The sequence below is a fragment of the Pseudoflavonifractor gallinarum genome (assembly GCF_014982855.1).
Taxonomy (GTDB): Bacteria; Bacillota; Clostridia; order Oscillospirales; family Oscillospiraceae; genus Pseudoflavonifractor_A; species Pseudoflavonifractor_A gallinarum.
On record NZ_JADCKF010000002.1, the window covers coordinates 193364 to 218894 of the forward strand.

Below are 25531 nucleotides of genomic sequence, written 5' to 3' on the forward strand. Positions count from 1 at the left end.
ACGTGATGATACCATGAAGAGCAAGCGATGGACGGCCCTGGCCCTGAGCCTGGCCCTGAGCATGACCCTGCTGGCGGGATGCGGCGGGGGAGAGCCCGCTCCCACCGCCACGCCCGCGCCTGAGAGCAGCGCCACCCCGGCGCCCACCCAGGAGAGCGAGCGCACGGAGGTAAGACTGGCCATGCTCAACGGCCCCACCGGCATGGGCGCGGCCAAGCTGATTTCGGATCATCTGGCGGGGGAGACCCGCAATGACTACCAGGTGGAGGTGGCCTCCCAGCCCACCGACCTGACCGCCAAGCTGGGGAAGGGCGAGGTGGACATCGCCGCCCTGCCCACCAATGTGGCGGCCAACCTCTACCAGAAGACGGGGAACATCCAGATGCTGGCCCTCAACACCCTGGGCGTGCTCTACATTCTGGAGAACGGGGATACGGTGCACTCCATGGCCGACCTGGCGGGGAAGACCCTCTACGCCACCGGACAGGGGGCCAACCCGGAGTACGTGCTGCGCTATCTCCTGGAGCAGAACGGCCTGGACGGAGAGAGCGATGTGAACATCGTGTGGAAAACCTCCGAGGAAGTGCAGACCCTGATGGCCTCCGGCGAGGCAGAGCTGGCCATGCTCCCCGTCCCGGCGGCCACGGCGGTGACCATGCAGAATCCCGACGTGCGTCTGGCGCTGGACTTCAATGACGCCTGGGAGGAGAGCGGCGCGGGCGGCACCTTCACCATGGGCTGCGTGGTGGCCCGGAAGGACTTCATCGAGGAGCATCCCCAGGCGGTGGAGGATTTCCTGACCGAGTATGCCGAGTCCATCGCCTTCATTGCCGAGGGGAGCGACGAGGCGGCCCAGATGGTGGTGGACGCGGGCATCGTGCCCAAGCTCCCCATTGCCAAGGCAGCCATCCCCCAGGCCAACCTGGTGTGCATCACCGGGTCGGACATGCTGGACATCAACTCCTACTATGAGGTGCTCTTCCAGGCCGACCCCGCCTCCATCGGCGGCGGTATCCCGGACGACGGATTCTTCTATATCCCCTAAGGAACAGCGGCGTCCCGGCGGACCAGGCGGTCCCCGGGGCGCCGCTTCGTCTGCTGCGGAAGGTGGGGACCTAGGCGGAGCAAGCCTCGCAGAGTTCCGCCGTCCGCAGACGGCGGAAGCAGGTCAAAGCGTGTTTTTCGGCGGCGTGTACGTCGAAAAACACTCCCCTCAGGCCGCAAGCGTGCGCCCCAAAGGGGCGTGCGACGCAGCGGACTGCATCTCCTTCGAAAAAATGCCTGCATTTTTGAGAGCAATAAATGCTTGCCTTTCCCCCGGGGGGTCGGTATACTATCTCTTGTTTGTACGGTGAAGAAGGGAGGGAGAGGGATGAAGCTGCGCCGTCTGGCCAGGCGGGTGCTCCTGCCGGCGCTGTTCTGGCTGCTGCTCTGGCAGGGGGCCGTGTGGTATCTCCTGTGGGCCGAGGAGCTGGAGAGCACCGCCCTCTTCCTGCCCTCCCCCCTCCTGGTGGGGCGCACCCTGCTGGAGCTGATGGGCACGCAGGTCTTCTGGCAGACCGCCCTCGCCAGTCTGGGGCGGATCTTTGGGGGACTGCTGGCGGGGGTGTGCCTGGGGACCCTCCTGGCCGTGTGCACCAGCGCCTGGGGCTGGGCGGAGCTCCTCCTGGCCCCGGCGGTGCGGGTCATCCGGGCCACGCCGGTGGCCTCCTTTATCCTGCTGGTCATCCTGTGGGCCCCCACCGGGCAGGTGCCGGTGGTGGTGTCCGCCCTGATGGTGCTGCCGGTGGTGTGGGGGAACGTGTGCCAGGGCATCGCCCAGACCGACCCCCTGCTGCTGGAGGCCGCCCGGGCCTACCGCTTTGGCCGGTGGAAGCGGGTGCGCCTGGTCTACATTCCCTCGGTGCTGCCCTACTTTGCCAGCGGCTGCCACACCGCCCTGGGACTGGCCTGGAAGTCCGGGGTGGCCGCCGAGGTGCTGTGCGTGCCCCGGCTGGCCATCGGCACCCAGGTGTACTATTCCAAGATCTATCTGGAGACCCCCGCCCTCTTTGCGTGGACGGCGGTGGTGCTGGCCCTGAGCTTCGCCCTGGAGGGCGTGCTGGGGGCCCTCCTGGGCCGCCTGGAGAGGAGGGGGAGCCGTGCTGCGGATTCATGAGCTCACCGTGTCCTTTGGGGAGAAGCGGGTGCTGGATTCCTTCTCCCTCACCCTCCCCGGGGAGGGCATCACCGCCCTGGCCGGGCCGTCGGGCTGCGGCAAGACCACCCTGCTGCGCACCCTGGCCGGCCTGGAGCGGCCCGCCGGGGGGACCTTCACCCTGCCGGGGGAGGCGGTGCTCCTCTTCCAGGAGGACCGGCTCTTTCCCTGGCGCAGGACCGGCGAGCAGATCGCCGACGTGCTCCCCCGGGCGCGGCGGCAGGAGGTGGGGAAGTTCCTCTCCCTGGTGGAGCTGGAGGGGGAGGAGGACCGGCCCATCCAGATACTCTCGGGCGGGATGCGGCGGCGGCTGGCCCTGGCCCGGGCCCTGGCCTGCGAGGGCGGGGTGTACCTGCTGGACGAGCCATTCACCGGCGTGGACAAGGAGCGCGCCGGGCGCATCCTGGAGCGCATCCGGGCCCTGGGGAAGCCGGTGCTCCTCTCCAGCCACGAGGAGGGGGTCCTGGCCCTGGCCGACCGCGTGGTCCATCTGGAGGGGCCGCCCCTGCGCCTCCGGGAATTGTGAAGATTTTATGAAGGATGGCCGATCTGTGCAAAATCCCCTTGCACATCCCGCTTTTGAGGGAGTATGATACAGAAAAAATCAAATTCGAGAGGAGCCGAGTGGAAGAACGGATGAACATGCCCACAAAACCGAAACGTCATACCGGCCGGAAGGCGCGCCCCCGCTGGCCGAAGCTGGCCCTGGAGCCGTCCCGGGCGGCCTGGCTCTCCCGGCTGGCCTTTGCGGTGGGACCTCTTGTCTCGTACAGCCTGGTGGAGGTTCTCAACTATAATCAGCCCTGGGGGAGCTTTACCCCCCTTCAGGTGGCCCTCAACCTGGTGTGGTACTATCTGGGGGCCTTCTTTTTCTACTTTGTCCTGGGCCGCCGGGACCGGGCCACCAAGGTGGCCATGCTCGTGGCCTGGGCCATCGGGATCGTCAACCGCTATGCCATCGCCTTCCGGGGGCGCACCCTCTTCCCGGGGGACATCGTCACCATCCGCACGGCGCTGAATGTGGCGGGCAACTACAACTACACCCCGGACCTCATGATGGTGCTGACCGGACTGTGCGTGGCCCTCTTCATCGGCGTGCTCTCCCTGCTGCCCGCCCCGGCGGAGCGGCAGCGGTTCTCCTGGAAGCTCTTCCTGCCCACGCTGGCCGGGTCCGGGGCCTTCCTCTACTTCTTTTTCTGCACCAACGCGGTCTCGGACGCGGGGATCTCCCCCTCCATGTGGACCACCCGGGGCAATGGGCTGGCCCTGAATTTCAGCCTGTGCCTCCGGTACAGCCGGGTGAAGGCCCCCGACGGGTACGGCAGGGACGCCCTCACCACTCTGGCAGAGGAGCACCCCTCGGAGGAAGCCGCCGTGAGCGCCTCGACCGACGGGATTACCCGCCCGGTGAACCTGATCGTGGTGATGAACGAGTCCCTCTCCGATCTGAGCGTCATCCCGGGGGTGGAGACCAATCAGGACCCCATGCCCTTCCTCCACAGCCTGGAGGAGAACACGGTGAAGGGCTGGGCCTTCTCCTCTGTGTTCGGCGGGACCACCGCCAACTCGGAGTATGAGTTCCTCACCGGCAACACCGTCACCTTCCTGCCCGCGGGCACGGTGCCCTACCACATGTACGTGGGGCAGGGGGATCCCTCCCTGGCCGGGCAGATGGAGTCCCTGGGGTATGCCACGGTGGCCATGCACCCCTACTACTCCTCCGGCTGGAACCGGGTGGCCGTCTACAACGACTACGGCTTTGACGAGCAGTATTTCCTGGAGGACTTCGACTACGACGAGAGCGACATCATCCGGGAATACCTCTCCGACCGGGCCAATTACGAAAACCTCATCGCCCGCTATGAGGCCAAGGAGGAGGGACAGTCCCTCTTCCTCTTCAACGTGACCATGCAGAACCACAGCGCCTACACCGGCGAGTGGACCAACCTCCCGGAGGAGGTCCACCTCACCGGAGCATATGAGGGCCGCTTCCGCACGGTGGACCAGTACCTCAACCTGGTCTATCAGAGCGACCAGGCCTTTGAATACCTGATCGACTACTTCTCCCAGGTGGAGGAGCCCACCATGATCTGTATGTTCGGCGACCACCAGCCCCAGGTGGCCACCAACTTCTACACCGAGGCCCTGGGCGGTGAGGTGGAGGCCCTGGACACCGACACGGCGGAGAAAAAGCAGATCGTCCCCTTTGTGATCTGGGCCAATTACGACATCCCGGAGGGGCAGGACGTGACCCTCTCCCTCAACTACCTCTCGGCCCTGCTGATGGAGACGGCGGGCCTGCCCACCACCGGGTATCAGGACTTCCTCCTCTCCCTGTGGGAGGACCTGCCCGTCATCAACCCGGTGGGCTACCTGGACCGGGACGGCGACTGGACGGCCGAGGAGCACTGGGAGGAGCTGCCCGACTACGCCCGGGAGAGCCTGGCCGAGTACCGCATCCTGGAGTACTGCAACATCTTTGACAAGGGGAGCCGTCCGGAGGACTTCTATACCCTGGATACCGGCGAGTAATCTACCACGAAGGCCGCAGGCACTACGGTGTCCGCGGCCTTTTTCTGCCCGGCCGGATGGGAAAACATGGACGGGAACGCATCCTCTGTGCTATAATGATACATTAAGCAAGCAGAAGAAACACAAACAGGCTGACGATAACGTGTATTTCTGTGCTTTGCGCTGCAAGAGCCTCGCAGAGTTCCGCCGTCCCGCAGACGGCGGAAGAGGATCAAATCGTGTTTTCCGGCGGCGTGTACGCCGGAAAACACTCTGCTCAGGCCGCAAGTGTGCGAGCGTCAGCGAGTGCATGCAGCGGCCTGCTTCCCCCTCGAAAAAATGCGTGCATTTTTGAGAAGCGTGTCGAAACATTTCGACACGCTGACATAAAGAACGACTTGGAGTGGAAATGGCATGACAGAACAGTTGCTCCGGCGGTTTGTCCGGGATTATGAGAAGGTACAGGATGCGCAGGTGCGGGAGCGGTACGGGATGCTCTCAGGGGGCGTTGGGATCTTTCTCAACCTGCTGCTCTCGGCGGGAAAGTTTTTCGCGGGGGTGCTGACCGGGTCCATCTCCATCACGGCCGACGCCTTCAACAACCTCTCGGACGCGGGCTCCTCGGTGGTGACCCTGGTGGGCTTCCGCCTGGCGGGGCAGAAGGCCGACGACGACCACCCCTTCGGCCACGGCCGGATCGAGTATCTGGCGGGTCTGCTGGTGTCCATGCTCATTCTGCTGGTGGGCGTGGAGCTGGGCAAGTCCTCCATCGAGAAGATCCTCCACCCCGAGCCAGTGGTCTTCTCCGCCGTGTCGGCGGGCATCCTGCTGTGCTCCATCGCCGTGAAGCTCTGGATGTGCTTCTTTAACCGCAACCTCTCCCGGCGCATCGGCTCGGCGGCCATGGCGGCCACGGCCATGGACTCCCTCTCCGACGTGGTGGCCACCAGCGCCGTGCTTCTGGGCGCGGTGGTGGGCGCCCTGACCGGCGTGTCCATCGACGGCTGGGTGGGCGTGCTGGTGGCCCTCTTCATCCTCCGGGCCGGGTGGGAGGCCGCCAAGGACACCATCGACCCCCTCCTGGGCCAGACCCCCGACCGGGACCTGGTGCGGGAGATCGAACAGACCATCCTGGCCCACCCGGAGGTGGTGGGCATCCACGACCTCATCATCCACGACTACGGCCCCGGGCGGTCCATGATGTCCTTCCACGCGGAGGTGCCCATGAACGCCGACATCATGGAGGCCCACGACGTGATCGACCACATCGAGCGGGAGCTCAAGGAGAAGTTCGGCATCGAGACCTCGGCCCACATGGACCCCATCGCCACCGAGGACGAGGGGGTCAACCGCACCCGGCTGTGGGTGGCCCAGCAGGTGAAGGAGCTGGACGAGCGCCTGACCATCCACGACTTCCGCATGACGGCGGGCCCCCACCACACCAACCTGATCTTCGACGTGGTGGCCCCCCACAATTTCTCTATGGAGGACGAGGCCCTGGCCGCCGCCATCCAGCAGCGCATCCAGGCCCACGATCCCCACTGCTACGCCGTCATCCAGGTGGACCACGCCTACGTGGAGTAGGGCGCGTGTCGGCCTGCGTGGAGTAGGTTTTACAGAATATTCACCCAATCCGGTGGAAAAAGCGCGTACAATAGAGACCAAGGAATATCTCCCGGAGCGGCCCCCTGTCCGGGGCGGAGGGCTCCCAGGAAAGGAAGGAATGCCATATGGCCACAAAGGTCCTGATCGTAGAGGACGAAACCAACATCGCCGAGCTTTTGCATCTCTACCTGGAAAAAGAGGGGTTTGAGACCGCAGTGGCGGGGGACGGCGGGAAGGCGGTGGAGCTCTTCCGCTCCTTCCATCCCGAGCTGGTCCTGCTGGACATCATGCTGCCCGTCATGGACGGCTGGTCGGTGCTCAAGAAGATCCGGGAGAGCGACAAGACCCCCGTCATCATGCTCACCGCCAAGGGCGAGACCGACGACAAGGTGAGCGGCCTGGAGATGGGGGCCGACGATTACATCGTCAAGCCCTTTGAGATGAAGGAGGTCCTGGCCCGCATCCACGCGGTCCTGCGCCGCTTCGGCGCCGAGGAGAACAGCGAGGAGAAGAAGCTCTCCTTCGACAAGCTCACCATCAACCTGGACTCCTACGAGCTGCTGGTGGACGGCAAGCGGGTGGACACCCCGCCCAAGGAGCTGGAGCTGCTCTACCACCTGGCCTCGGCCCCCAACCGTGTCTTTACCCGCAACCAGCTGCTGGACGAGGTGTGGGGCTTTGACTACTTCGGCGACTCCCGCACGGTGGACGTGCACATCAAGCGCCTGCGGGAAAAGCTGGAGGGGGTCAGCGACCAGTGGTGCCTCAAGACCGTGTGGGGCGTGGGCTACAAGTTTGAGGTCGTGAGCGCGGGATGAAGAGCATCTACGGACGCCAGTTCTCCATGATGGCCGCCATCATCCTCATCTCCTTCACCCTGCTGGGGTCGGCCTTCATCACCCTGACGTACCAGTATACCCTGCGGGAGAAGCAGGAGGCCCTGGAGCGCAACGTGGACTTCATCGCCGACTTCACCAGCGCCATGAAGTCCAACGGAGCCAGCCTGTACGACGCGTCCTACAAGGCCTATGTGGGCTCCATCGCCAGCATCTCGGACGCCTACGTGCTCATCTGCCGCACCGACGGGCGGGTGCTCCTCTACTCCGACGGGGCCATCCGCAGCGGCCTGGCCGCCCCCACGGTGCCCGCCTCCGTGTGCGGCGAGATCGCCCAGAACGGCAGCTATCAGGGGATGACCGCCATGGGCGGCCTCTTCCCCGAGCGGCGGTATGTCTCCGGCCGGGCGGTGGTCCAGAGCGACTTCCTGGGGCAGACCCATGAGACCAACCTGGTCTTTGTGGCGGCCAACACCTCCAGCCTCACCGAGCTGTGGCGGGCGGTGGCCACCATCTTCCTCTTCACCTCGGTGGGCGTGCTGTGCATCGCCTTCATCAGCAGCTCGGTCACCTCCCTCCACCAGACCCGGCCCATGAAGGAGATCGCCGACGCGGCCCGGAAGTTCGGCCACGGCGAGTTCGACGCCCGGGTCACCGGCTATGAGAACCGCAAGGACGAGGTGGGCGAGCTGGCCGAGGCCTTCAACGCCATGGCCGAGTCCCTCTCCAAGGCCGAGGCCAAGCGCAGCGAGTTCATCGCCAACGTCTCCCACGAGCTCAAGACCCCCATGACCACCATCGCCGGGTTCGCCGACGGCATTCTGGACGGCACCATCCCCCCCGAGCGGGAGAAGGAGTACCTCAAGACCATCTCCTCCGAGACCCGGCGGCTCTCCCGGCTGGTGCGGCGGATGCTGGACCTCTCCCGCCTCCAGTCCAAAGAGAACGTGACCGCCCAGGAGCAGTTCGACGTCTCCGAGGTCATGCTGCGGGTGCTGGTGAGCCTGGAGACCAAGATCAACGCCCGCCACCTGGACGTGGACACCGCCATCCCCGACGGGCCGGTCACCGTCTGGGGAGACCCGGACGCCATCACCCAGGTGTGCTATAACCTGCTGGACAACGCCATCAAGTTTTCCACCGAGGGCACCACCATGGGCATCAGCGTGACCGCCAAGGGCGGAAAGGCCTATGTGTCGGTGCGCAACACCGGCGAGACCATCCCCCCCGAGGAGCTGGCCCTGCTCTTCGACCGCTTCCACAAGACCGACCGCTCCCGCAGCGAGGACCGGGACGGCGTGGGGCTGGGACTGTACATCGTCAAGACCATTCTGGGCAACCACAAGGAAAATATCACCGTCACCAGCGAGAACGGCGTGACCGAGTTCACCTTCACGCTGACGCTGGCGTAGGGGGTTCTTACCCCCGTGCAGGAGGAGTTGCATGCACAACTATTATTTTGACCGGCCCGACCTGGCCGGGGAGGAGCTTCCCCTCCCCGCCGGAGGGGAGGAGGGCTACCGCTTTCGCCCGGCGGATGGGGAGATGCCGCCCCTCCCGCCCCGCAGGCCACCCAAATACCCCCGGCGCCCCAACCGGATCCGGCGGCGGGCCGTATGGGTGCTGTGCCTCTTTCTGGTGGTGCTGCTGGGGGGGAGCGGGGCGCTCCTGGCCCTGGGGATGAACGGCCTGCTCCCCTGGAGCGGCACGGCCGATCCCCCCGATTACGTCTATTCCCTGCCCGAGGAGGAGCCGGAGTACCCCACCACGGTGGAGCGGGCCCCTCTGGGGGACGGGACCGTCCTCACCCTCCACGCCGCCCCCGGCGGGGCCGAGCTGAGCGCCGAGGAGATCTATGCGAAAAATTCCCCCTCCATCGTCAGCATTGAGAGCACCCGCCCCGACGGGGTCTCCCAGGGGACGGGGATCGTCTTTTCCCAAGACGGGTACATCCTCACCAACCACCATGTGATCGCCGGGGCCTCCGTGGTGACGGTGAGCCCGCTGGAGGGCTCCAGCCACTACAACGCCCTCCTGGTGGGGAGCGACAGCCAGACCGACCTGGCCGTCCTCAAGGTGGAGGGCCCGACCGACTTCACCCCCGCGGAGTTCGGCGTCTCCGACACCCTCCGGGTGGGGGAGCGGGCCTATGCCATCGGCAACCCCCTGGGGGCCCAGCTCCCGGGCACCATGACCGAGGGGATCATCTCCTTCCTGGACCGCTCCATGTCGGTGGACGGGTATGAGATGGAGCTCATCCAGACCGACGCCGCCCTCAACTCGGGCAACTCCGGCGGGGCCCTGGTCAACCGGTACGGACAGGTCATCGGGGTGACCACCCTCAAGATGATGTCCGACTTCGACACCATCGAGGGCCTGGGCTTCGCCATCCCCTCGGCCACCGTCAAGGCCATCGCCGACGAGCTCATCGCCCAGGGCCATGTGGGGGGACGCCCCACCATCGGCATCACGGCGGGCCCCTCCTACTACTACGTGGAGGAGGGGTATGACGGGCCGGAGGGCCTGTATGTGGTGAGCGTGGAGCCCCGCTCCGACGCCTGGGCCAAGGGCCTGCGGGCGGGGGACATCATCCTCAAGACCAACGGACAGCCCACCCCCACCATCGAGGCCCTCAACGCCGTCAAGGAGGAGCTGGGCGTGGGGGACACCCTGGAGCTGGAGTTCTACCGGGACGGGGAGTACCGTACCATAACCGTGGCGCTGGTGGAGCAGTATACCCTCCAGCCGTGAGCAAAAAAGGGGGCGCTCTCCCTGCGGAGAGCGCCCAAAGCATACATAAGAGAGAATGGAATGTGAGCTTATCCCTCGTGATAAGCCCAGACGCGGGATCGGACCAATTGGCCGAGCTGCAAGTATAAGATAACTCAATTTCCTGAAAATGTCAAATGGAACATTTGTAGAAAGAGGTCGAACACCAATGCTGATCTATAACGGAGTGGTCCATCCCATGGACGGACCGGTCATTCCCCACGGTTATGTGCGCATGGAGGGGGGTATCCTTCAGGAGGTGGGCCCCATGGAGGTCTGTCCCGCCGTGGAGCAGGGAGACCTGGACGCCGCGGGGGGACACATTATCCCCGGCTTTGTGGACGCCCACTGCCACCTGGGGCTCTTCGGCAACGCCGTGGGCTTTGAGGCCGACGACGGGAACGAGTCCACCGACCCCTGCACCCCCCATCTGCGGGCCATCGACGCCATCAATGTGCTGGACCGCTGCTTTGAGGAGGCCCGTGCGGGGGGCGTGACCACCGTGCTCACCGGCCCGGGCAGCGCCAACCCCATCGCCGGGCAGTTCGCCGCCATCAAGACCAATGGACGCTGGGTGGACGAGGCGGTGGTCCTGGCCCCGGCCGCCATGAAATTCGCTCTGGGCGAAAACCCCAAGACGGTGTACAATGAGCGCAAGGAGACCCCGGTCACCCGCATGGCCACCGCCGCCATCATCCGGGAAAACCTCTCCAAGGCCCTGGAGTACCGGGACAAGCAGGAGAAGGCCGCCCTGGATCCCGATCTGGACGGGCCCGACCTGGACGTGAAGCTGGAGGCCCTGGGGGCCGTGGTCACCGGGACCCTGCCCGCCCACTTCCACGCCCATCGGGCCGACGACATCGCCACCGCCGTGCGCATCGCCCGGGAGTTCGGCCTGCGCTTTGTGATCGTCCACGGCACCGAGGGCTATCAGGTGGCCGATCTGCTGGCCGAGGCCGGGGTGGGGGTCATCACCGGCCCCTGCCTGGGGGACCGCTGCAAGCCGGAGCTGGCCGGCCACACCCTGGAGAACCCGGTGCTGCTGGCCAAGGCGGGGGTCAAGGTGGCCATCTGCACCGACCACCCGGAGACCCCGGTGCAGTACCTGCCCCTGTGCGCCGCCATGGCGGTGCGGGCGGGCATGGCGGAGGAGGAGGCCCTGGCCTGCATCACCCGCAACGCCGCCGAGCTGGGGGGCGTGGGGGACCGGGTGGGCACCCTCACCCCCGGCAAGGACGCCGACGTGGTGGTCACCAGCGCCCATCCGCTGGACTGGAAGAGCCGGGTGGAGCACGTGTTCATCCAGGGCGTGCCCGTGAAATAAGAACAAGAGACAAAAAGGGGAGAGCCGTTATGAGAGACATCAGCTGTGAGGAGATCACCCGCACCGTGCGGGATCTGTGCATCCAGGCCAACTGCCACCTGCCCGTGGACGTGCAGGAGGCCATCGTGAAGGCGGAGGGGAGCGAGCGCTCCCCGGTAGGGAAGGCCATCCTGGGCGACCTGGAGGAGAACTTCCGCTTCGCCGACGCGCGGGAGCTGCCCATCTGCCAGGACACCGGCATGGCCGTGGTCTTTGTGGAGCTGGGGCAGGAGGTCCACATCACCGGGGGCCTCCTCTCCGACGCGGTGAACGCGGGGGTGGCCCAGGGCTATGTGGAGGGACACCTGCGCTGCTCGGTGGTGGGGGACCCCCTGCGCCGGGTGAACACCAACAACAATACCCCCGCCATAATCCACCTGACGCTGGTGGAGGGGGACCGGCTCTCCATCACCGTGGCCCCCAAGGGCTTCGGCAGCGAGAACATGACCGCCCTGCGGATGCTCAAGCCCTCGGTGGGCCCGGAGGCGGTGGTGGACTTCATCGTGGAGGCCGTGTCCAACGCCGGGAGCAATCCATGTCCCCCCATCGTGGTGGGCGTGGGCGTGGGCGGCACCTCCGAGATGGCCACCCTGCTGGCCAAGCGGGCCCTCCTGCGCCCGGTGGACCAGCACAACGAGGACCCCTTCTACGCCGATCTGGAGGCCAAGGCCCTGGCCCGCATCAACGCCCTGGGCATCGGTCCCCAGGGTCTGGGCGGCACCACCACCGCGCTGTCGGTGTGCATCCTCCACTACGGAACCCACATCGCCGGTCTGCCCTGCGCGGTGAACATCGGGTGCCATGTCACCCGTCACGCCAGCGCCGTCTTGTAAAAAATCCTGAAAACAGGGTGGAAATTTTTTGCGGATGTGGTATAATTGTGACAAGGAAATCGCTGGGCGGTTTCTCCATACGGGTCCCATGACCCGTGGGCAACGACAAAAGCCCTCTCATCCAGAGGGCGGAAGGAGCTGACACTATGAAGTTCGTGTTTACTGACAAGAAGGTTAACCTCCCCAACAAGGTGCATGCCTATGCCGAGAAGAAAGTGGGCAAGCTGGACCGCTATTTCAAGGCGGACGCGGAGGCTTCCATTGTCTTTAGTGTTGAAAAAGACCGCAACAACGTGGAACTGACGGTCCGCTCCGGCGGCACCATCATCCGCGTGGCGGAGAGTACGTCCGATATGTTCGCCACCATCGACGCCGCGGTGGCCTCGGTGGAGCGGCAGCTGCGCAAGAACAAGGCCCGCCTGGAAAAGCGCCTGCGCCAGGACGCCTTTGTCCGCTCGGTGGAGGAGGAGATCTCCTCCTTCGTGCCCGAGGTGGAGGAGGATGAGTTCCGCATCGTCCGCACCAAGAAGTTCCCCATCAAGCCCATGACGGTGGAAGAGGCGGTGCTCCAGATGAACCTGGTGGACCACACCTTCTTCGCCTTCAAGGACGTGGACAACGACGGCGCCTTCTCCGTGGTGTATAAGCGCAACGACGGCGGCTACGGCCTGATCGAAGACGCCGAATAACCGAAATTTGACCCTTTGCCAAACCATTACAAGGCCCCCCGGGAGCAATTCCCGGGGGGCCTTTTTGCATGTGCGGCTGCGGGTTTGCCGGTAAGAGCCTCGCAGAGTTCCGCCGTCCGCAGACGGCGGCCTGCATCCCTCTCGAAAAAATGCTTGCATTTTTGAGACGCGTGTCGAAGCAGTTCGACACGCGGAATCTTTCCAAATCTTAAACCTGGGCAAAGGGTGTGTAAAGACGGGGACGGTAAAATACCTCTCGGAAAGGGGGGAGCGTCCTGTGAACGGACCTGACCTGCGCGGCCGCCCCGTCATCGAGGTGAAGGACCTCCGCAAGGAGTATCCCATCGGCGATGAGACGGTAGTGGCCCTGAAACGCATCAACCTGCACGTCATGCGGGGGGAGATCTGCTGCATCTTCGGCACCTCCGGCTCGGGGAAGAGCACTCTGCTCAACCAGCTGGCCGGAATGGAGAAGCCCACCCGGGGAGAGGTGCGCATCGGCGGCGTGCCCATCTCCCGCCTGAGCGAGCGGCAGCTGGCCTCCTTCCGGCAGCAGCACCTGGGCTTCGTGTTCCAGTCCTACAACCTGCTGCCCAACCTGACCGCCACCGAGAACGTGGCCATGCCGCTCATGTTCCGGGGAGTCCCCCGGGCCGAGCGGGAGGCGGCGGCCCGGAAGCTGCTGTGCCGGGTGGGGCTCTCCCACCGGCTGGACCACTTCCCGGGGCAGATGTCGGGCGGCCAGCAGCAGCGGGCGGGCATCGCCCGGGCCTTCATCGCCCGGCCCGACGTGGTCTTTGCCGACGAGCCCACCGGAAACCTGGACTCCAAGACCACCGCCGAGATCATGGAGATGATCTGCGCCTTTGCCCGCCGCTACCACCAGACCATCATCCTGGTCACCCACGACCCGGAGATGGCCGCCTACGCCGACCGCATCGTCACCCTCATCGACGGGGAGATCGTGGGCAACCAAGTCAACCAGAAGGAGAAGAGTCAATATGAAGCGTAATCCATTCCGCCGGGGCGGGGCCCTCCTGCTCCTCCTGGCGCTGCTGCTGGGCGTGCTGCCCGCCGCGGCCGCCGCCGAGGGGGGCACCCTCTATGTGACAGGCTACACCGTCCAGGACTCCGCCGGGCGCACCGCCGCCCGGGTCACCAAGGGCGACACCGTCAACATCGCCGTCACCGTCAAGGACACCGGGGACGGCACCGGCGCCGGCGACCCCGCCGCCCTGGACATCACCAAGCTGGAGGACAGCTTCACCGGCGGGAGCGTCAATGTCCGCCGGGTCTCCGAGGACGGAGCCCCCCTGCGCTACGAGATCCTCCTGAGCGGCGTCACCTACAAGGGCGTGGGGCAGAGCCTGCGCCTCCAGGTGGGCACCGCCGGACAGGCCGACTCCTACCAGACCATGGAGGTGACCGTCACCGAGGCCGTGGTCTACGAGGCCCCCGAGCGGGTCCCCGACATCCCCTCCACCCCGGACGCCGCCCCCGTCCCCCTGGTGACGGTCTCCCGCAATGAGCTGAAGCAGCCCATCCAGGCCGGGCAGGAGGCGGAGCTCACCATCACCTTCCGCAACCTGAGCAACGCCCGGCTGAAATCCCCCGTGGCCGTCTTCACCCCCACCGAGGGCCTGGAGATCCTGGGGGGGAGCAACTCCTTCCCCCTGGACGAGATCGCCGGGAAGAAGAGCGCCACCGTCAAGCTCCGGATCAAGGCGGCCAGCGTCATCCAGAGCCCCGCCCAGTCCCTGGGGGTGGAGCTGCGCTTCAACTACCACAACAACATCTCCCTGGTCCAGGGGAGCATCACCGACAAGATCAGCATTCCCGCCCTGGGCCGGGAGAGCGTGCCCCAGCCCCCGGTGCTGGTCACCCGCTCCCCCCTGGAAAAGCCCGTGGCCCCCGGGGAGACGAGGGAGGTGACCATCTCCTTCCAGAACAGCGGCACCACCAAGCTGGTGGGGGCGGTGGCATCGGTCACGGCCAGCGAGTCCCTGATGCTCCTCAACGACACCACCACCTTCCTCCTGGGGGACATCGCGCCGGGCAAGACCGGGAGCATCACCGTCCGCTTCCAGGCCGCCCGGGACATGAACTCGGCCAACCAGTCCCTGAGCACCGAGCTCAAGTTCGGCTACGACAACGGCGGCATGCTCACCCAGGCCACCGCCTCCGACAAGGTGGGCATCCCCGCCGTGCCCCGGGAGAGCGTGGCCCAGCCCCTGGTGATCCTCACCCGCTCGGCCGCCCCCAAGCCCCTGGCCGCCGGGGAGAGCCGCAGCGTGGAGCTCTCCTTCCGCAACGCGGGGACCACCAAGGTGGTCTCCCCCATGGTGACGGTGACCCCCTCGGACGCCATCCTGCTTTTGAACGACGCCTCCTCCTTCCTCCTGCCCGACCTGGAGCCGGGGAAGAGCGCCTCCCTCACCCTGCGCATCCAGGGGGCGGCCGAGATCAGCTCGGCCAACCAGTCCCTGAGCACCGAGCTGAAATACAGCTACCACAACGGGGAGACCATGGCCCAGGCCACCGCCTCCGACCGCATCAACCTCACCGCCGTCCCCACCGGGAAGGGGGACAGCCCCCAGCCCAACGTGGTCATCCGCTCCTTCTCCTACGGGGAGGGGTCGGTGGCCTCGGGGAGCTCCTTCCCCCTCTCCTTCACCTTTGAGAACACCGGGCGGCTGGGGATCGAAAACCTGGTGATCACCGTAGAGGGCGGGGAGAGCTTCGCCATGAACGGCAGCACCAACACCTTCTACTACCCCGCCCTGGGCGCCGGGGAGAGCCAGACCCGGGAGGTCCCCATGCGGGCCGTCCCCACCGGCAAGAGCGGCGCCCAGAGCGTCTCCATCGGCTTCAAGTACGAGTATGTGGACGGGGCCAAGCGCGCCCAGGCCACCTCGGACATCAAGGTCTCCATCCCCCTCTACCAGCCCGACCGCCTCCAGATCAACGCCCCCACCCTGCCCGAGACCGCCACCGAGGGGGAGGAGCTGGAGCTCACCCTGGCCTATGTGAACAAGGGCAAGGACGACATCGCCAACGTGGAGGCCACCGTGGTGGGCGAGGGGGTGACCACCCCCGCCCGGACCCAGTACCTGGGCAACCTCAGCGCCGGGAGCAGCGGGGCCATCGGCTTCGCCGTCACCCCCGAGAAGGCCGGGCCCCTCTCCCTGGTCCTCCGGGTCACCTATGAGAACGCCGACCAGCAGCTCCAGACCCGGGAATTCCCCGTGGAGCTCCAGGTGGAGGAGTTCGTCCCCGCCGAGGACCCGGCCCCCGGAGCGGGGGAGGAGGAGGGACAGCCCTTCCCCTGGCCCCTGGTCCTGGGCGGCAGCGGCGGCGGACTGGTGCTCCTCCTGGCCCTCCTCCGGTGGAAGAAGGGCCGCGCCAAGCCCCAGACCGAGGAGGGCGGGGACTGGACCTCCTGGGAGGAGGAGAGTGAGCCTTGAGACGCAAGGACCTGATGCGCATGTGCCTGCAAAACCTGCTGCGGCGGAAATCCCGCACCCTTCTGACGGTGCTGGGGGTGTTCATCGGCTGCTGCTCCATCGTCATCATGGTCTCCCTGGGCATCGGCATGAAGGAGGCCCAGGAGAGCCTGCTGGCCCAGATGGGGGACCTGACCATCATCACGGTCAACGCCCCCCAGGGGGGCAAGGGCAAGACCAAGCTGGACGAGGCCCTGGTCAAGCGCCTGCGCAGTCTGGGGGGCGTGGAGGCCGTCACCCCCAAGCAGAGCCTGGAGGCCGACCGCATCCGCCTTCTGGCGGGCACGGGCAACCGGTACATCGCCGAGTGGACCACCGTGGCCGGGGTGGACATGGACACCCTGGAGCCTTTGGGCTTCCGCCTCACCCAGGGGGAGGCCGCCCACCGGAGCGGGGAGGTCATGGCGGGGGAGTACCTGGCCTATAACTTCAAGGACACCCTGCGCCCCGAGGGGCGGAACATGGTGGACCGCTGGGGCGGGGAGCTGGACGAGAACGGACAGCTCACGGAGTTTCCGCCCCCCTACCTGGACCCCATGAAGGGGAAGATGACCCTGGAGATCGAGCACGACGGGGGCAGGTACACCTTCCCCATCACGGTGGCCGGGGTGACCAAGGAGGACTACGCCAAGGGGAGCGAGACCTCCGACGGGCTGATGATGAGCCTGTCCGACCTGCGGGGCATCTGGGACAAGATCCAGCGGGGGAAGAAGAAGGCCCTCCCCTACACCTCGGTGCTGGTGAAGGTCACGGGCATCGACCAGGTGGAGCCGGTGGAGCAGGAGATCAAGGCCATGGGCTACAACACCGAGTCCATGGAGAGCATCCGCAAGCCCATGGAGCAGGAGGCCCGGCAGAAGCAGATGATGCTGGGCGGCCTGGGGGCCATCTCCCTCTTCGTGGCCGCCCTGGGCATCACCAACACCATGATCATGTCTATCTCCGAGCGCACCCGGGAGATCGGCATCATGAAGTCCCTGGGCTGCTATGTCACCGACATCCGGGTGATGTTCCTGGCCGAGGCGGGGGCCATCGGCCTGATCGGCGGGGTGGTGGGCTGCGTGAGCAGCGGGATCATCTCCCTGATCGTGAACCTGGTCTCCCTGGGGCCGTCGGTGGAGAACCTGCTCCCCGCCCTGCTGGGGGGCGAGGGGGTGCGGCGGCTGTCGGTGATCCCCCTGTGGCTGCCGGTGTTCGGCATCTTCTTCTCGGTGCTCATCGGCCTGGCCTCCGGGTACTATCCCGCCAACAAGGCGGTGCAGATCCCGGCGCTGGAGGCCATCAAAAGCGAATAGGATCTCCCTCTCACGGGGCTCTCCGCACACAGGGCGGGGGGCCCCGTTTTGGCGCGGAGCAGGGGGGTTGACCGAAATGACAAAGCGCAAAACACTATGCAGCCAGGATATTGTATCTTGTGACAAAATGGGATAGAGTTATCCCAGAAAGGTTTCCTTAATTTGACTTTCGTTCGGGAAACACAGGAGAGGAGTGGTATTTGACCCTGTTTTTCATTGCGCGGATACCCAAAATCAGAAGAAGGAGTGATACAAGATCATGACCAGAATCAAGCGCCTGCTGTCCTCGCTGGTGGCGTGCTGCATGGTGCTGATGCTTCTGCCGGTCTCGGCGCTGGCGGCCAATACGGCCAACCGGGACAACTTTATCACGGACTTCCAGAAGATGGACCACAGCGGCTGGACCGCCGTGTCCACAGCGGAGGACCTGAAGAACATCAGCAGCGATCTGAGCGGCGCCTACTACCTGACCGGGGACATCGATCTCTCCGGGGAGGAGTGGGTCCCCCTCGGCAGCCAGAGCAAGCCCTTTACCGGCACGCTGGACGGCTGCGGGTATGTGATCCGCAATCTGACCATCACCGGGCGGAACGGACGGAACGACTTCGGTCTGTTCGGCGCGGCCAGAAATGCCCAGATCTTTGACCTGGGCCTGGAGAACGTGAACATCAAGGTGAACAGCGACTCCCAGGGCAGCACCACCGCCTCCAACGTGGGCGGCCTGGTGGGCTATGCCACCAGCACCGCCGGAGGGGCCACGGTCCTCATGAACTGCTATGTGACCGGCACGGTCTCCTTCAATTCCTCCGGCGAGTCGGCCGGCTACGTGGGCGGCCTGGTGGGCCGGGCCGAGACCAACCGTTACAGCAGCACCTACGGCAGCAGCGTGATGGTGTCGGCCTCCTACAACCGGGCCAAGGTGACGGGCAGCGGATACAGCTGCGCCGTGGACGCCGGCGGCCTGGTGGGCTATGCCCACTCCAAGGACGAGTACGGCCGCCTGGGGATGCAGTACTGCTTCAACACCGGCGCCGTGACCGCCTATGCCTCCACCGCCTACACCACGGCCGGCGGCCTGGTGGGCAGCAACTATTCCAGCAGCTCCATCCATGTCTGCTACAACGCCGGCAACATCTTCGCCACCGGCGGACAGGGGATGGGCGGCATGTACCGCTCCTCCTTCCTGGCCGGCGGCCTGGTGGGTGACAACGGCAATGCCGTGCTCATCCACGGCTCCTACAACTACGGCGACGTGACGGCCGAGAATACCGACTCCACCAACGACTGCGACGTGGTCGCCGGCGGCCTGGTGGGCCAGGGCAACTACCAGACCGGCGTGGAGCAGAGCTACAACGCCGGTGAGGTCAGCGCCGAGGGCAACTACGGCGCCGCCCGGGCGGGCGGTCTGGCCGGCCTCATCAACGCCATTCGGGAGGACTACAACCTGCGCAGCGGCGCCTACTTCACCGACAGCTTCGTCCTGTCCGACTCGGTGGCGGTCTACGGCCGCGCCGACGTGAGCAAGGCCGCCCTGGTCTACACCACCGACGCCGAGCCCGGCAAGTGGGTGGACAACGGCTTCGGCAACATCTGGCAGGAGGGCACCAAGGACACCGTCACCAAGAACACTGCCCTGGCCGTGGACGACATCAGCGGCAACGCCGAGGACAACGCCAAGGGCGGCAAGATCACCCGCGCCCAGGCCAGCCAGTGGAGCACCTACGCCGCCGAGGGCTGGACCAGCGATGATTGGCAGTCCGTGAGCGATTGCCCCTATCCCCAGCTCTTCTTCCAGAACGAGACTCTGGGCTACACCGGCGGCGCCGTGCGGGGCGAGCTGGGCGGCACCGTCACCATCGACAACCCCGCGCCCCGGATGGGCGACACCCTCACCGCCGTGACCACCGGCCTCACGGTGACCCCGGATGAGGCCGAGATGGGCGCCCTCTCCTACCAGTGGATGCGCTCCGGCTCTGCCATCTCCGGCGCGGTGGGCGCCTCCTACCAGCTCACCGCTCAGGACGTGGGCCACACCATCCGCGTGGCGGTGCAGGCCTCCAACTGCACCGGCACCGTGACCTCCGACCCCACCGCCAGCGTGGGCAAGGGCATCTACTCCGGCACCGCCCAGCTGACCCAGAACATCCGGGTGGGCGAGACCGGCGGCTCGGTGGACGTGAACCTGAACCGCCTGGTGCCCGACGCCCTCAACCCCAGCTATACCTATGTGGGCATGACCGACACCGACGGCATCCTGAGCGGGGAGCCCACGATCTCCGGCTCCACCATGACCGTGACCTACAACCCGGTCTATGAGGTGGACAAGACGGCCTCCATCGACCTGAAGATCGCCTCCGACACCTACGAGGAGATCAACGCCGTGGTGACCATCCGCTCGGCCAACAAGGACGTGCTCCCCGAGGGGGCCATCCTGTGCGGCGACGTGAGCGTCCCCTACAGCGGTGAGAGCCAGGGCGTGGGCCCGGCCAGCGTCACCGGTGAGTATACCGGCGGGGCGTTCACCTTCACCTACCAGTATCAGGGCCAGGGCTATGACAGCATGACGCCTCCCACCGACGTGGGTACCTACACCGTCACCATCACCGCCGAGAATGACGACTACCTGGGTACCGCCACCGCCGCCCTGACCATCACCCCCAAGGCCCTGAGCGCCGAGATGGCGTCGGTCTCCCGGGTGACCTATGACGGCCAGGGCCACACCCCCGCCCTCCTCGTGGAGGACGGCGGCAGCACCCTGGTGCAGGATCGGGACTACACCGCCGCCCTCACCGAGCGCACCGCCGCGGGCACCTACCCCGTGGAGATCACCGGTATGGGCAACTACACCGGCACCATCACCGTGGACTTTGTGATCGATCCCAAGGACATCGCGGGCGCCGCCGTGACCCTGCCCCAGGACGGCTTCGTCTACACCGGCAGCCCCGTGGAGCCTGAGGTCACCTCCGTGACCGTGGACGGCCTCACCCTGGGCCAGGGCGATTACACCGTAAGCTACACCAACAACACCGCCGTGGGCGTGGGCACCGTGACCGTCACCGGTCAGGGCAACTTCACCGGCACGGCGGAGAAGGACTTCGTCATCACCGAGTCCGACTACTACTTCTCCATCACCGCCCCCAAGACCATGGTGGTGGGCCAGAACGCCTCCGCCTCCGCCGCCCTGGTGGGCCTGGAGAGCGCGTCTGCCTATGACCACGCCCTCATCCAGATCACGGTGGAGGGTCCCGAGGGGGCCAAGCCCCAGATCCTGGCCACCGACACCACCGGTCAGGAGCACAACCTGGCCGAGGTGGGCCAGTGGGGCCCCGACGGCGGCTTCCATGTGGAGGCCGGCTACCGGGCCGACACCCCCCTGAAGCTGGTCTTTGATCAGCCGGGCACCTACAAGGCCACCTTCCAGCTGGTGGACCTGGACCAGGACCGCGCGGTGCTGGGCGGCGGGTCCTTCCAGATCACGGTGGGCCACGCCTACACCTTCGACATCGAGGCCCCCGACACCCTGCGGCCCAACCAGAGCGGCCAGGGCAGCGCCACCCTGAAGGGCGACCCCAACGCCCCCGCCTATGCCCACGCCCTCATCCAGATCGCGGTGGAGGCCCCCGAGGGGGCCAAGCCCCAGATCCTGGCCACCGACGAGACCGGCAAGGAGTACAACCTGGCCGAGGTGGGCCAGTGGGGCCCCGACGGCGGCTTCCCGGTGAGCGCCAATTACAGCGCCAAGACCGACCTGAAGCTGGTCTTTGACCAGAAGGGCACCTACAAGGCCACCTTCCAGCTGGTGGATCTGGACTCCGGCAAGGTCATCGGCGCCGGGGAGAAGACCATCGAGGTCCGCAATCCCAGCTCGGGCGGCTCCTCCAGCACCTACGCCATCAAAGTGGAGGAGAGTGACCACGGCAAGGTGACCAGCAGCAGCACCTGGGCCTCCCAGGGCGCCACGGTGACCCTGACCGTCCAGCCCGACGAGGGCTATGTGCTGGACACCCTCACCGTCACCGACCGGGACGGGGAGGAGCGCAAGCTCACCGAGAAGAGCGAGAACAAGTACACCTTCACCATGCCCGACACCTCCGTCACCGTGGAGGCCACCTTTGTGGAGGAGGGCGCGGTGACCCTGCCCTTCACCGACGTGAAGGAGGGCGACTGGTACTATGAGGCCGTGTGCTACACCTATGAGCACCACATGATGACGGGCACCAGCGACACCCAGTTTGCCCCCGCCGCCAACCTCACCCGCGGCATGATCGCCCAGGTCCTCTACAACCTGGAGGAGAAGCCCGCCGCGGCCGGCACCTCCTTCGTGGATGTCCCCGCCGACGCCTGGTATGCCAAGGCGGTCAACTGGGCGGCCTCCGCCGGCATCGTGGACGGCTACGGCAGCGGCAAGTTCGGCCCCGAGGACCCGGTCACCCGGGAGCAGATGGCCGCCATCCTCTACCGCTACGCCCAGTACAAGGACTACGACGTCACCGCCACCGCCGACCTGAGCGCCTTTGCCGACCGGGACAAGATCTCCGGCTGGGCCGAGCACGCCATGTCCTGGGCGGTGGGCGACGGTCTCCTGAACGGCAAGACCGCCACCATCCTGGATCCCACCGGCACCGCCACCCGGGCGGAGGTGGCCCAGATCCTCATGAACTTCGCGGAGAACACGGCGAAATAAACCGCACGTTCCTCTCTCCACCTTTCTACCCTTTGCAGGCCGACGGGCGCTCCGAATTGGAGCGCCCGCCGGCCTCAGCGTGTCGAAATCTTTCGACACGCTTCTCAAAAATGCAGGCATTTTTTCGAGGGGATGCAGCCCCCTGCGTCGCACGCGCAAAGCGCGCACGCTTGTGGGCTGAGCAGAGTGTTTTCCGACGTACACGCCGCCGGAAAACACGATTTGACCCCCTTCCGTCGTCTGCGGACGACGGAACTCTGCGAGGCCCTTGCAGCACAAAGCGCAGAAATGCACCGCATCGCCAGACTGCCGACCGGCGCTCCGGATAGGAGCGCCGGTCTTTTTTTACGGAAACCAGTCTTTCAAAAATATCTTGACAAGATACTAGAACGGGTGTATGATATCCTCTAAGGAGATTATAGAACATTAGTACGAGGATATGCCATGGAACAGAGGAGACAGAGTGCATCGGACTGGGTCCGGATCCCGGCCGCCCTCCGGTATGACCGGCGGCTGTCCGCCAAGGCCAAGCTGCTGTACGGGGAGATCGAGGCCCTCGCCTGCCGGACGGGGTACTGCCACGCCCACAACGGCTATTTCTGCGCCCGCCTGGGGATGAGCGACCGGACCGTCACCCGGCTGCTGGCCGAGCTGACCCGGGAGGGATACCTGCGCCTGGAGGTGCGCCGGGGGCCGGACCGGCAGGTGTTGGAGCGGCGGATCTTCCCCGGCCGGGCGGGGGAGGAGCGGGTACCCCCTCCCGACAGAAATGACGGGACCCCTCCTGACAAAATTGACGGGACCCCTCCCGACAAAAATGGCGGAGAGAGTAAGTCAAGAAAAGAGAATATTCCCCCTAAAGTCCCCCAGGAGGGGGACGGTGTGTTCCACAGGAGCGGGAGGCGGAAGACGCGGGGGGCGCGCAGGTATCACCTGGAATTGATCGACGGGGAGGAGGTAGTGGTCTATGATGACTGACGGCCTGGAGGCCGAACAGGCGGTGGTGGGTTCCATCCTGCTGGACGGGCAGTGCCTGCCGGTGGTGGAGGGGCTGCTCCGGCCGGAGGACTTCGTGCTGGAGGCCGACCGGGCCATCTACCGCACGGCGGTGGCCCTGGCCCGGGCCAACCGGCCGGTGGACCCCCTGACCATCCTGGAGGAGGCCCGGACCCGGCACGCCGACGTGAGCCGGGAATACCTGATGCAGCTCATGGAGATCACCCCCACCGCCGCCAATGTGGAGCTCTACGCCCGGCAGGTGCGGGAGCAGTCGGTCCGCCGGGCCATCCGGAGCCTGGGGGAGGAGCTCCAGCGGCGGGTGGACGGGCACGACGAGACCGCCGCCATCCTGGCCCAGGCCGGGCGGCGGGTGGAGGAGCTCCAGACCGGGGGCGTGGGCGGGGACCTGCTGGCCCCGGAGGAGTCCCTCCTGGCCTTCTTCGACCACCGGGGGAAGGTGGACGCCGGGACGGCCTGCCGCTTCGTGCCCACCGGCTTCCGGGACATCGACCTGCTGCTGGGGGGCGGGATGCTGGCGGGGGGCATGTACATCCTGGCGGCCCGGCCGGGCATGGGCAAGACCACGGTGGCCCTCAACATCGCCGACCGGGTGGCCGAGCGGAGCGGGCCGGTCCTCTTCGTGTCCCTGGAGATGGACGAGGAGCAGCTCACGGCCAAGCGCCTGAGCCGCCTGGCCGGCATTCCGGGCAGCCGCCTGCTGATGGACCAGCTCACCGAGGAGGAGTATCAGAAGCTGGCCCAGGCCAGCGCCAAGCTCAGCCGCCTGCCCCTGCACATCAACCGCAGCCCCTCGGTCACGGTGGACGACATCGCCCTCCTGGCCCGGCAGGTGAAGGACCTCCGGCTCCTGGTGGTGGACTACATCGGAAAGATCTCCCCCGGCCGGGAGGGGCGGCGGAAGGACCGCATCGAGTACATGACCGAGATCTCGGGGGCCCTCAAGACCCTGGCCCGGACCCTGCGCATCCCGGCCCTGGTGCTCTGCCAGCTCAACCGCCAGACCGAGGGCCAGCGGGACCGGGTGCCCCAGCTCTCCCACCTGCGGGACACCGGGGCCATCGAGCAGGACGCCGACGGGGTGCTCTTCCTCTACCGGGCGGACTACTACGACCGGCACAGGCCCGGCGGCTTTGCCCCCTCCCCGCTGGAGATCATCGTGGCCAAGAACCGCCACGGCGGGACGGGGACGTGCGAGATGGCGGCCTGCCTGGCCCTGAGCAAGCTCCACCCGGTGAGCAACGATCCCCGGCGGGCCTGGCAGAGGGCCTGCGCGGCGGAGGGGGTGGGGAGGAAGGAGCATACCCCGGCGGAGAATGAGAAGAGTTCGGAGGAGAGGACAGGATGACCAATACGACCAACTATGGGCTGCGAAAGCCGGAGAAACAGGATCCCGTGGACATTGCGGACCTGAATTACAACGCCGACGCCATCGACGCGGCCATGCACGAGAACCGAACGACGCGGGCCGACCTGAAATTGTCCAATTTGGACACGGCCCAGGAGGCCCTTGCCAACCTGGGGGCGGAGGTGCGCAGGAACCTGCTGTGCAACGGCTGCTTTACCGGCGGGGGCAGCCAGAAGGGGGAGGGAGCCCTCCCCATCAATCAGCGGGGGGCGGTCCTCTATACGGGGGGCTACACCATGGACGGCTGGAAGCTGAGCGGGGGCACGCTGGCCATAAAGGAGGACTGCGTCGAGGTGGAGGCCCCGGCGGAAGCCCTGGTTACGCTGGAGTGCGCCGTGGAAGCGCCCGCCCAATACAGCGGCAGGACCCTCACGCTGTCCGCGCTGGCCGAGCGGGTCAGCGGGACGGAGTACTGCTATATCACGAACATCTTTGACACCTATAAAAAAGATGCGGCCATTCCGGACGAAAAGGGGGTCTGCGCCCTGACGGATACCGCCGGGACGCTGACCGCCGCCCTGAAATTTGTGTTTGTGTGCGGCAAGGGGTGCAAGATCCGGCTGTACGCCGCAAAGCTGGAGGAGGGGGAGGTCCAGACGCTGAGCTGGAGAGATGCGTCTGGCAGGCCGCAGCTCTTTGCCGGGCCGGAATACGGGAAGGCGCTGGCCGCCTGCCAGCGGTATTTCCAGCTCTATTCCTCGGCGGACCAGCGGCCTGAGCGAGCGGTCGACTGCCGCCCGGTCATGCGGATCGACCCCACCCCCGGAACGGTCCGGATCGGGGAGGTCACTTATTACACGAATTCGGCGGAACTGTAAAGG

The 25531-nt window shown here is 66.2% G+C and carries 18 protein-coding genes; all 18 read left to right on the plus strand.

Annotation, left to right across the window (positions count from 1 at the left end; all coding sequences use genetic code 11):
- Nucleotides 1–13: 13 nt before the first annotated feature.
- A complete protein-coding gene (locus INF37_RS02940; protein WP_193536308.1) occupies nucleotides 14–1045 on the plus strand; it encodes an ABC transporter substrate-binding protein in 1032 nt (343 codons plus the stop codon).
- A gap of 327 nt (nucleotides 1046–1372) precedes the next feature.
- Nucleotides 1373–2158, plus strand: a complete 786-nt coding sequence (locus tag INF37_RS02945; RefSeq protein WP_101693655.1) for an ABC transporter permease — start codon at nucleotides 1373–1375, stop codon at nucleotides 2156–2158.
- Nucleotides 2142–2723, plus strand: coding sequence for an ATP-binding cassette domain-containing protein (locus tag INF37_RS02950; RefSeq protein ID WP_193536310.1), 582 nt, complete (start codon nucleotides 2142–2144; stop codon nucleotides 2721–2723). Before INF37_RS02945 ends, INF37_RS02950 begins: the two co-directional genes overlap by 17 nt.
- A 98-nt stretch (nucleotides 2724–2821) precedes the next feature.
- The gene (locus tag INF37_RS02955; protein ID WP_328821013.1) at nucleotides 2822–4729 is read left to right on the plus strand and encodes an LTA synthase family protein; all 1908 of its coding nucleotides are present in this window, start codon (nucleotides 2822–2824) and stop codon (nucleotides 4727–4729) included.
- A gap of 393 nt (nucleotides 4730–5122) precedes the next feature.
- A complete protein-coding gene (locus INF37_RS02960) occupies nucleotides 5123–6292 on the plus strand; it encodes a cation diffusion facilitator family transporter (RefSeq protein WP_186962878.1) in 1170 nt (389 codons plus the stop codon).
- A gap of 146 nt (nucleotides 6293–6438) precedes the next feature.
- A complete protein-coding gene (locus tag INF37_RS02965) occupies nucleotides 6439–7131 on the plus strand; it encodes a response regulator transcription factor (protein ID WP_193536312.1) in 693 nt (230 codons plus the stop codon).
- Nucleotides 7128–8561, plus strand: a complete 1434-nt coding sequence (locus INF37_RS02970) for a sensor histidine kinase (RefSeq protein WP_193536314.1) — start codon at nucleotides 7128–7130, stop codon at nucleotides 8559–8561. The genes INF37_RS02965 and INF37_RS02970 overlap by 4 nt, the downstream gene beginning before the upstream one ends.
- A 31-nt stretch (nucleotides 8562–8592) precedes the next feature.
- A complete protein-coding gene (locus INF37_RS02975; RefSeq protein ID WP_186962877.1) occupies nucleotides 8593–9900 on the plus strand; it encodes a S1C family serine protease in 1308 nt (435 codons plus the stop codon).
- 187 nt (nucleotides 9901–10087) lie between these two features.
- A complete protein-coding gene (locus INF37_RS02980) occupies nucleotides 10088–11242 on the plus strand; it encodes an amidohydrolase (protein WP_193536316.1) in 1155 nt (384 codons plus the stop codon).
- Between the two features lie 29 nt (nucleotides 11243–11271).
- Entirely contained in the window at nucleotides 11272–12114 is an 843-nt protein-coding gene (locus INF37_RS02985) for a fumarate hydratase (RefSeq protein ID WP_101693648.1), read from the plus strand.
- Nucleotides 12115–12260: 146 nt separating this feature from the next.
- Nucleotides 12261–12803 carry a ribosome hibernation-promoting factor, HPF/YfiA family gene (gene hpf / locus INF37_RS02990; RefSeq protein ID WP_101693647.1) on the plus strand — a complete coding sequence of 181 codons (543 nt, stop codon included), beginning with the start codon at nucleotides 12261–12263 and terminating at the stop codon, nucleotides 12801–12803.
- A gap of 277 nt (nucleotides 12804–13080) precedes the next feature.
- Nucleotides 13081–13815, plus strand: coding sequence for an ABC transporter ATP-binding protein (locus tag INF37_RS02995; RefSeq protein WP_328821014.1), 735 nt, complete (start codon nucleotides 13081–13083; stop codon nucleotides 13813–13815).
- Complete coding sequence (locus INF37_RS03000) at nucleotides 13805–16267, plus strand: COG1361 S-layer family protein (protein ID WP_193536318.1); 2463 nt, start codon at nucleotides 13805–13807, stop codon at nucleotides 16265–16267. Before INF37_RS02995 ends, INF37_RS03000 begins: the two co-directional genes overlap by 11 nt.
- Nucleotides 16264–17601: an ABC transporter permease gene (locus tag INF37_RS03005; RefSeq protein WP_193536320.1), complete on the plus strand. Its 1338-nt coding sequence runs from the start codon at nucleotides 16264–16266 to the stop codon at nucleotides 17599–17601. The genes INF37_RS03000 and INF37_RS03005 overlap by 4 nt, the downstream gene beginning before the upstream one ends.
- A 259-nt stretch (nucleotides 17602–17860) precedes the next feature.
- Entirely contained in the window at nucleotides 17861–22285 is a 4425-nt protein-coding gene (locus INF37_RS15635) for an S-layer homology domain-containing protein (RefSeq protein ID WP_235964168.1), read from the plus strand.
- A gap of 444 nt (nucleotides 22286–22729) precedes the next feature.
- On the plus strand, nucleotides 22730–23263 hold the full coding sequence (locus INF37_RS03015) for a helix-turn-helix domain-containing protein (protein ID WP_193536322.1): 534 nt from the start codon (nucleotides 22730–22732) through the stop codon (nucleotides 23261–23263).
- Nucleotides 23253–24650, plus strand: coding sequence for a replicative DNA helicase (locus INF37_RS03020; protein ID WP_193536324.1), 1398 nt, complete (start codon nucleotides 23253–23255; stop codon nucleotides 24648–24650). Before INF37_RS03015 ends, INF37_RS03020 begins: the two co-directional genes overlap by 11 nt.
- Nucleotides 24647–25528 carry a hypothetical protein gene (locus INF37_RS03025; RefSeq protein ID WP_193536326.1) on the plus strand — a complete coding sequence of 294 codons (882 nt, stop codon included), beginning with the start codon at nucleotides 24647–24649 and terminating at the stop codon, nucleotides 25526–25528. The genes INF37_RS03020 and INF37_RS03025 overlap by 4 nt, the downstream gene beginning before the upstream one ends.
- The last annotated feature ends 3 nt before the right edge of the window (nucleotides 25529–25531 follow it).

Excerpts from the sequence above, each read along its gene's own strand:
- INF37_RS02940 (WP_193536308.1), top strand. The coding sequence starts at position 14 with ATGAAGAGCAAGCGATGGACGGCCCTGGCCCTGAGCCTGGCCCTGAGC.
- INF37_RS02945 (WP_101693655.1), top strand. The coding sequence starts at position 1,373 with ATGAAGCTGCGCCGTCTGGCCAGGCGGGTGCTCCTGCCGGCGCTGTTC.
- INF37_RS02960 (WP_186962878.1), top strand. The coding sequence starts at position 5,123 with ATGACAGAACAGTTGCTCCGGCGGTTTGTCCGGGATTATGAGAAGGTA.
- INF37_RS02965 (WP_193536312.1), top strand. The coding sequence starts at position 6,439 with ATGGCCACAAAGGTCCTGATCGTAGAGGACGAAACCAACATCGCCGAG.
- INF37_RS02970 (WP_193536314.1), top strand. The coding sequence starts at position 7,128 with ATGAAGAGCATCTACGGACGCCAGTTCTCCATGATGGCCGCCATCATC.
- INF37_RS02975 (WP_186962877.1), top strand. The coding sequence starts at position 8,593 with ATGCACAACTATTATTTTGACCGGCCCGACCTGGCCGGGGAGGAGCTT.
- INF37_RS02980 (WP_193536316.1), top strand. The coding sequence starts at position 10,088 with ATGCTGATCTATAACGGAGTGGTCCATCCCATGGACGGACCGGTCATT.
- INF37_RS02985 (WP_101693648.1), top strand. The coding sequence starts at position 11,272 with ATGAGAGACATCAGCTGTGAGGAGATCACCCGCACCGTGCGGGATCTG.
- hpf (WP_101693647.1), top strand. The coding sequence starts at position 12,261 with ATGAAGTTCGTGTTTACTGACAAGAAGGTTAACCTCCCCAACAAGGTG.
- INF37_RS03000 (WP_193536318.1), top strand. The coding sequence starts at position 13,805 with ATGAAGCGTAATCCATTCCGCCGGGGCGGGGCCCTCCTGCTCCTCCTG.
- INF37_RS15635 (WP_235964168.1), top strand. The coding sequence starts at position 17,861 with ATGACCAGAATCAAGCGCCTGCTGTCCTCGCTGGTGGCGTGCTGCATG.
- INF37_RS03015 (WP_193536322.1), top strand. The coding sequence starts at position 22,730 with ATGGAACAGAGGAGACAGAGTGCATCGGACTGGGTCCGGATCCCGGCC.
- INF37_RS03020 (WP_193536324.1), top strand. The coding sequence starts at position 23,253 with ATGATGACTGACGGCCTGGAGGCCGAACAGGCGGTGGTGGGTTCCATC.
- INF37_RS03025 (WP_193536326.1), top strand. The coding sequence starts at position 24,647 with ATGACCAATACGACCAACTATGGGCTGCGAAAGCCGGAGAAACAGGAT.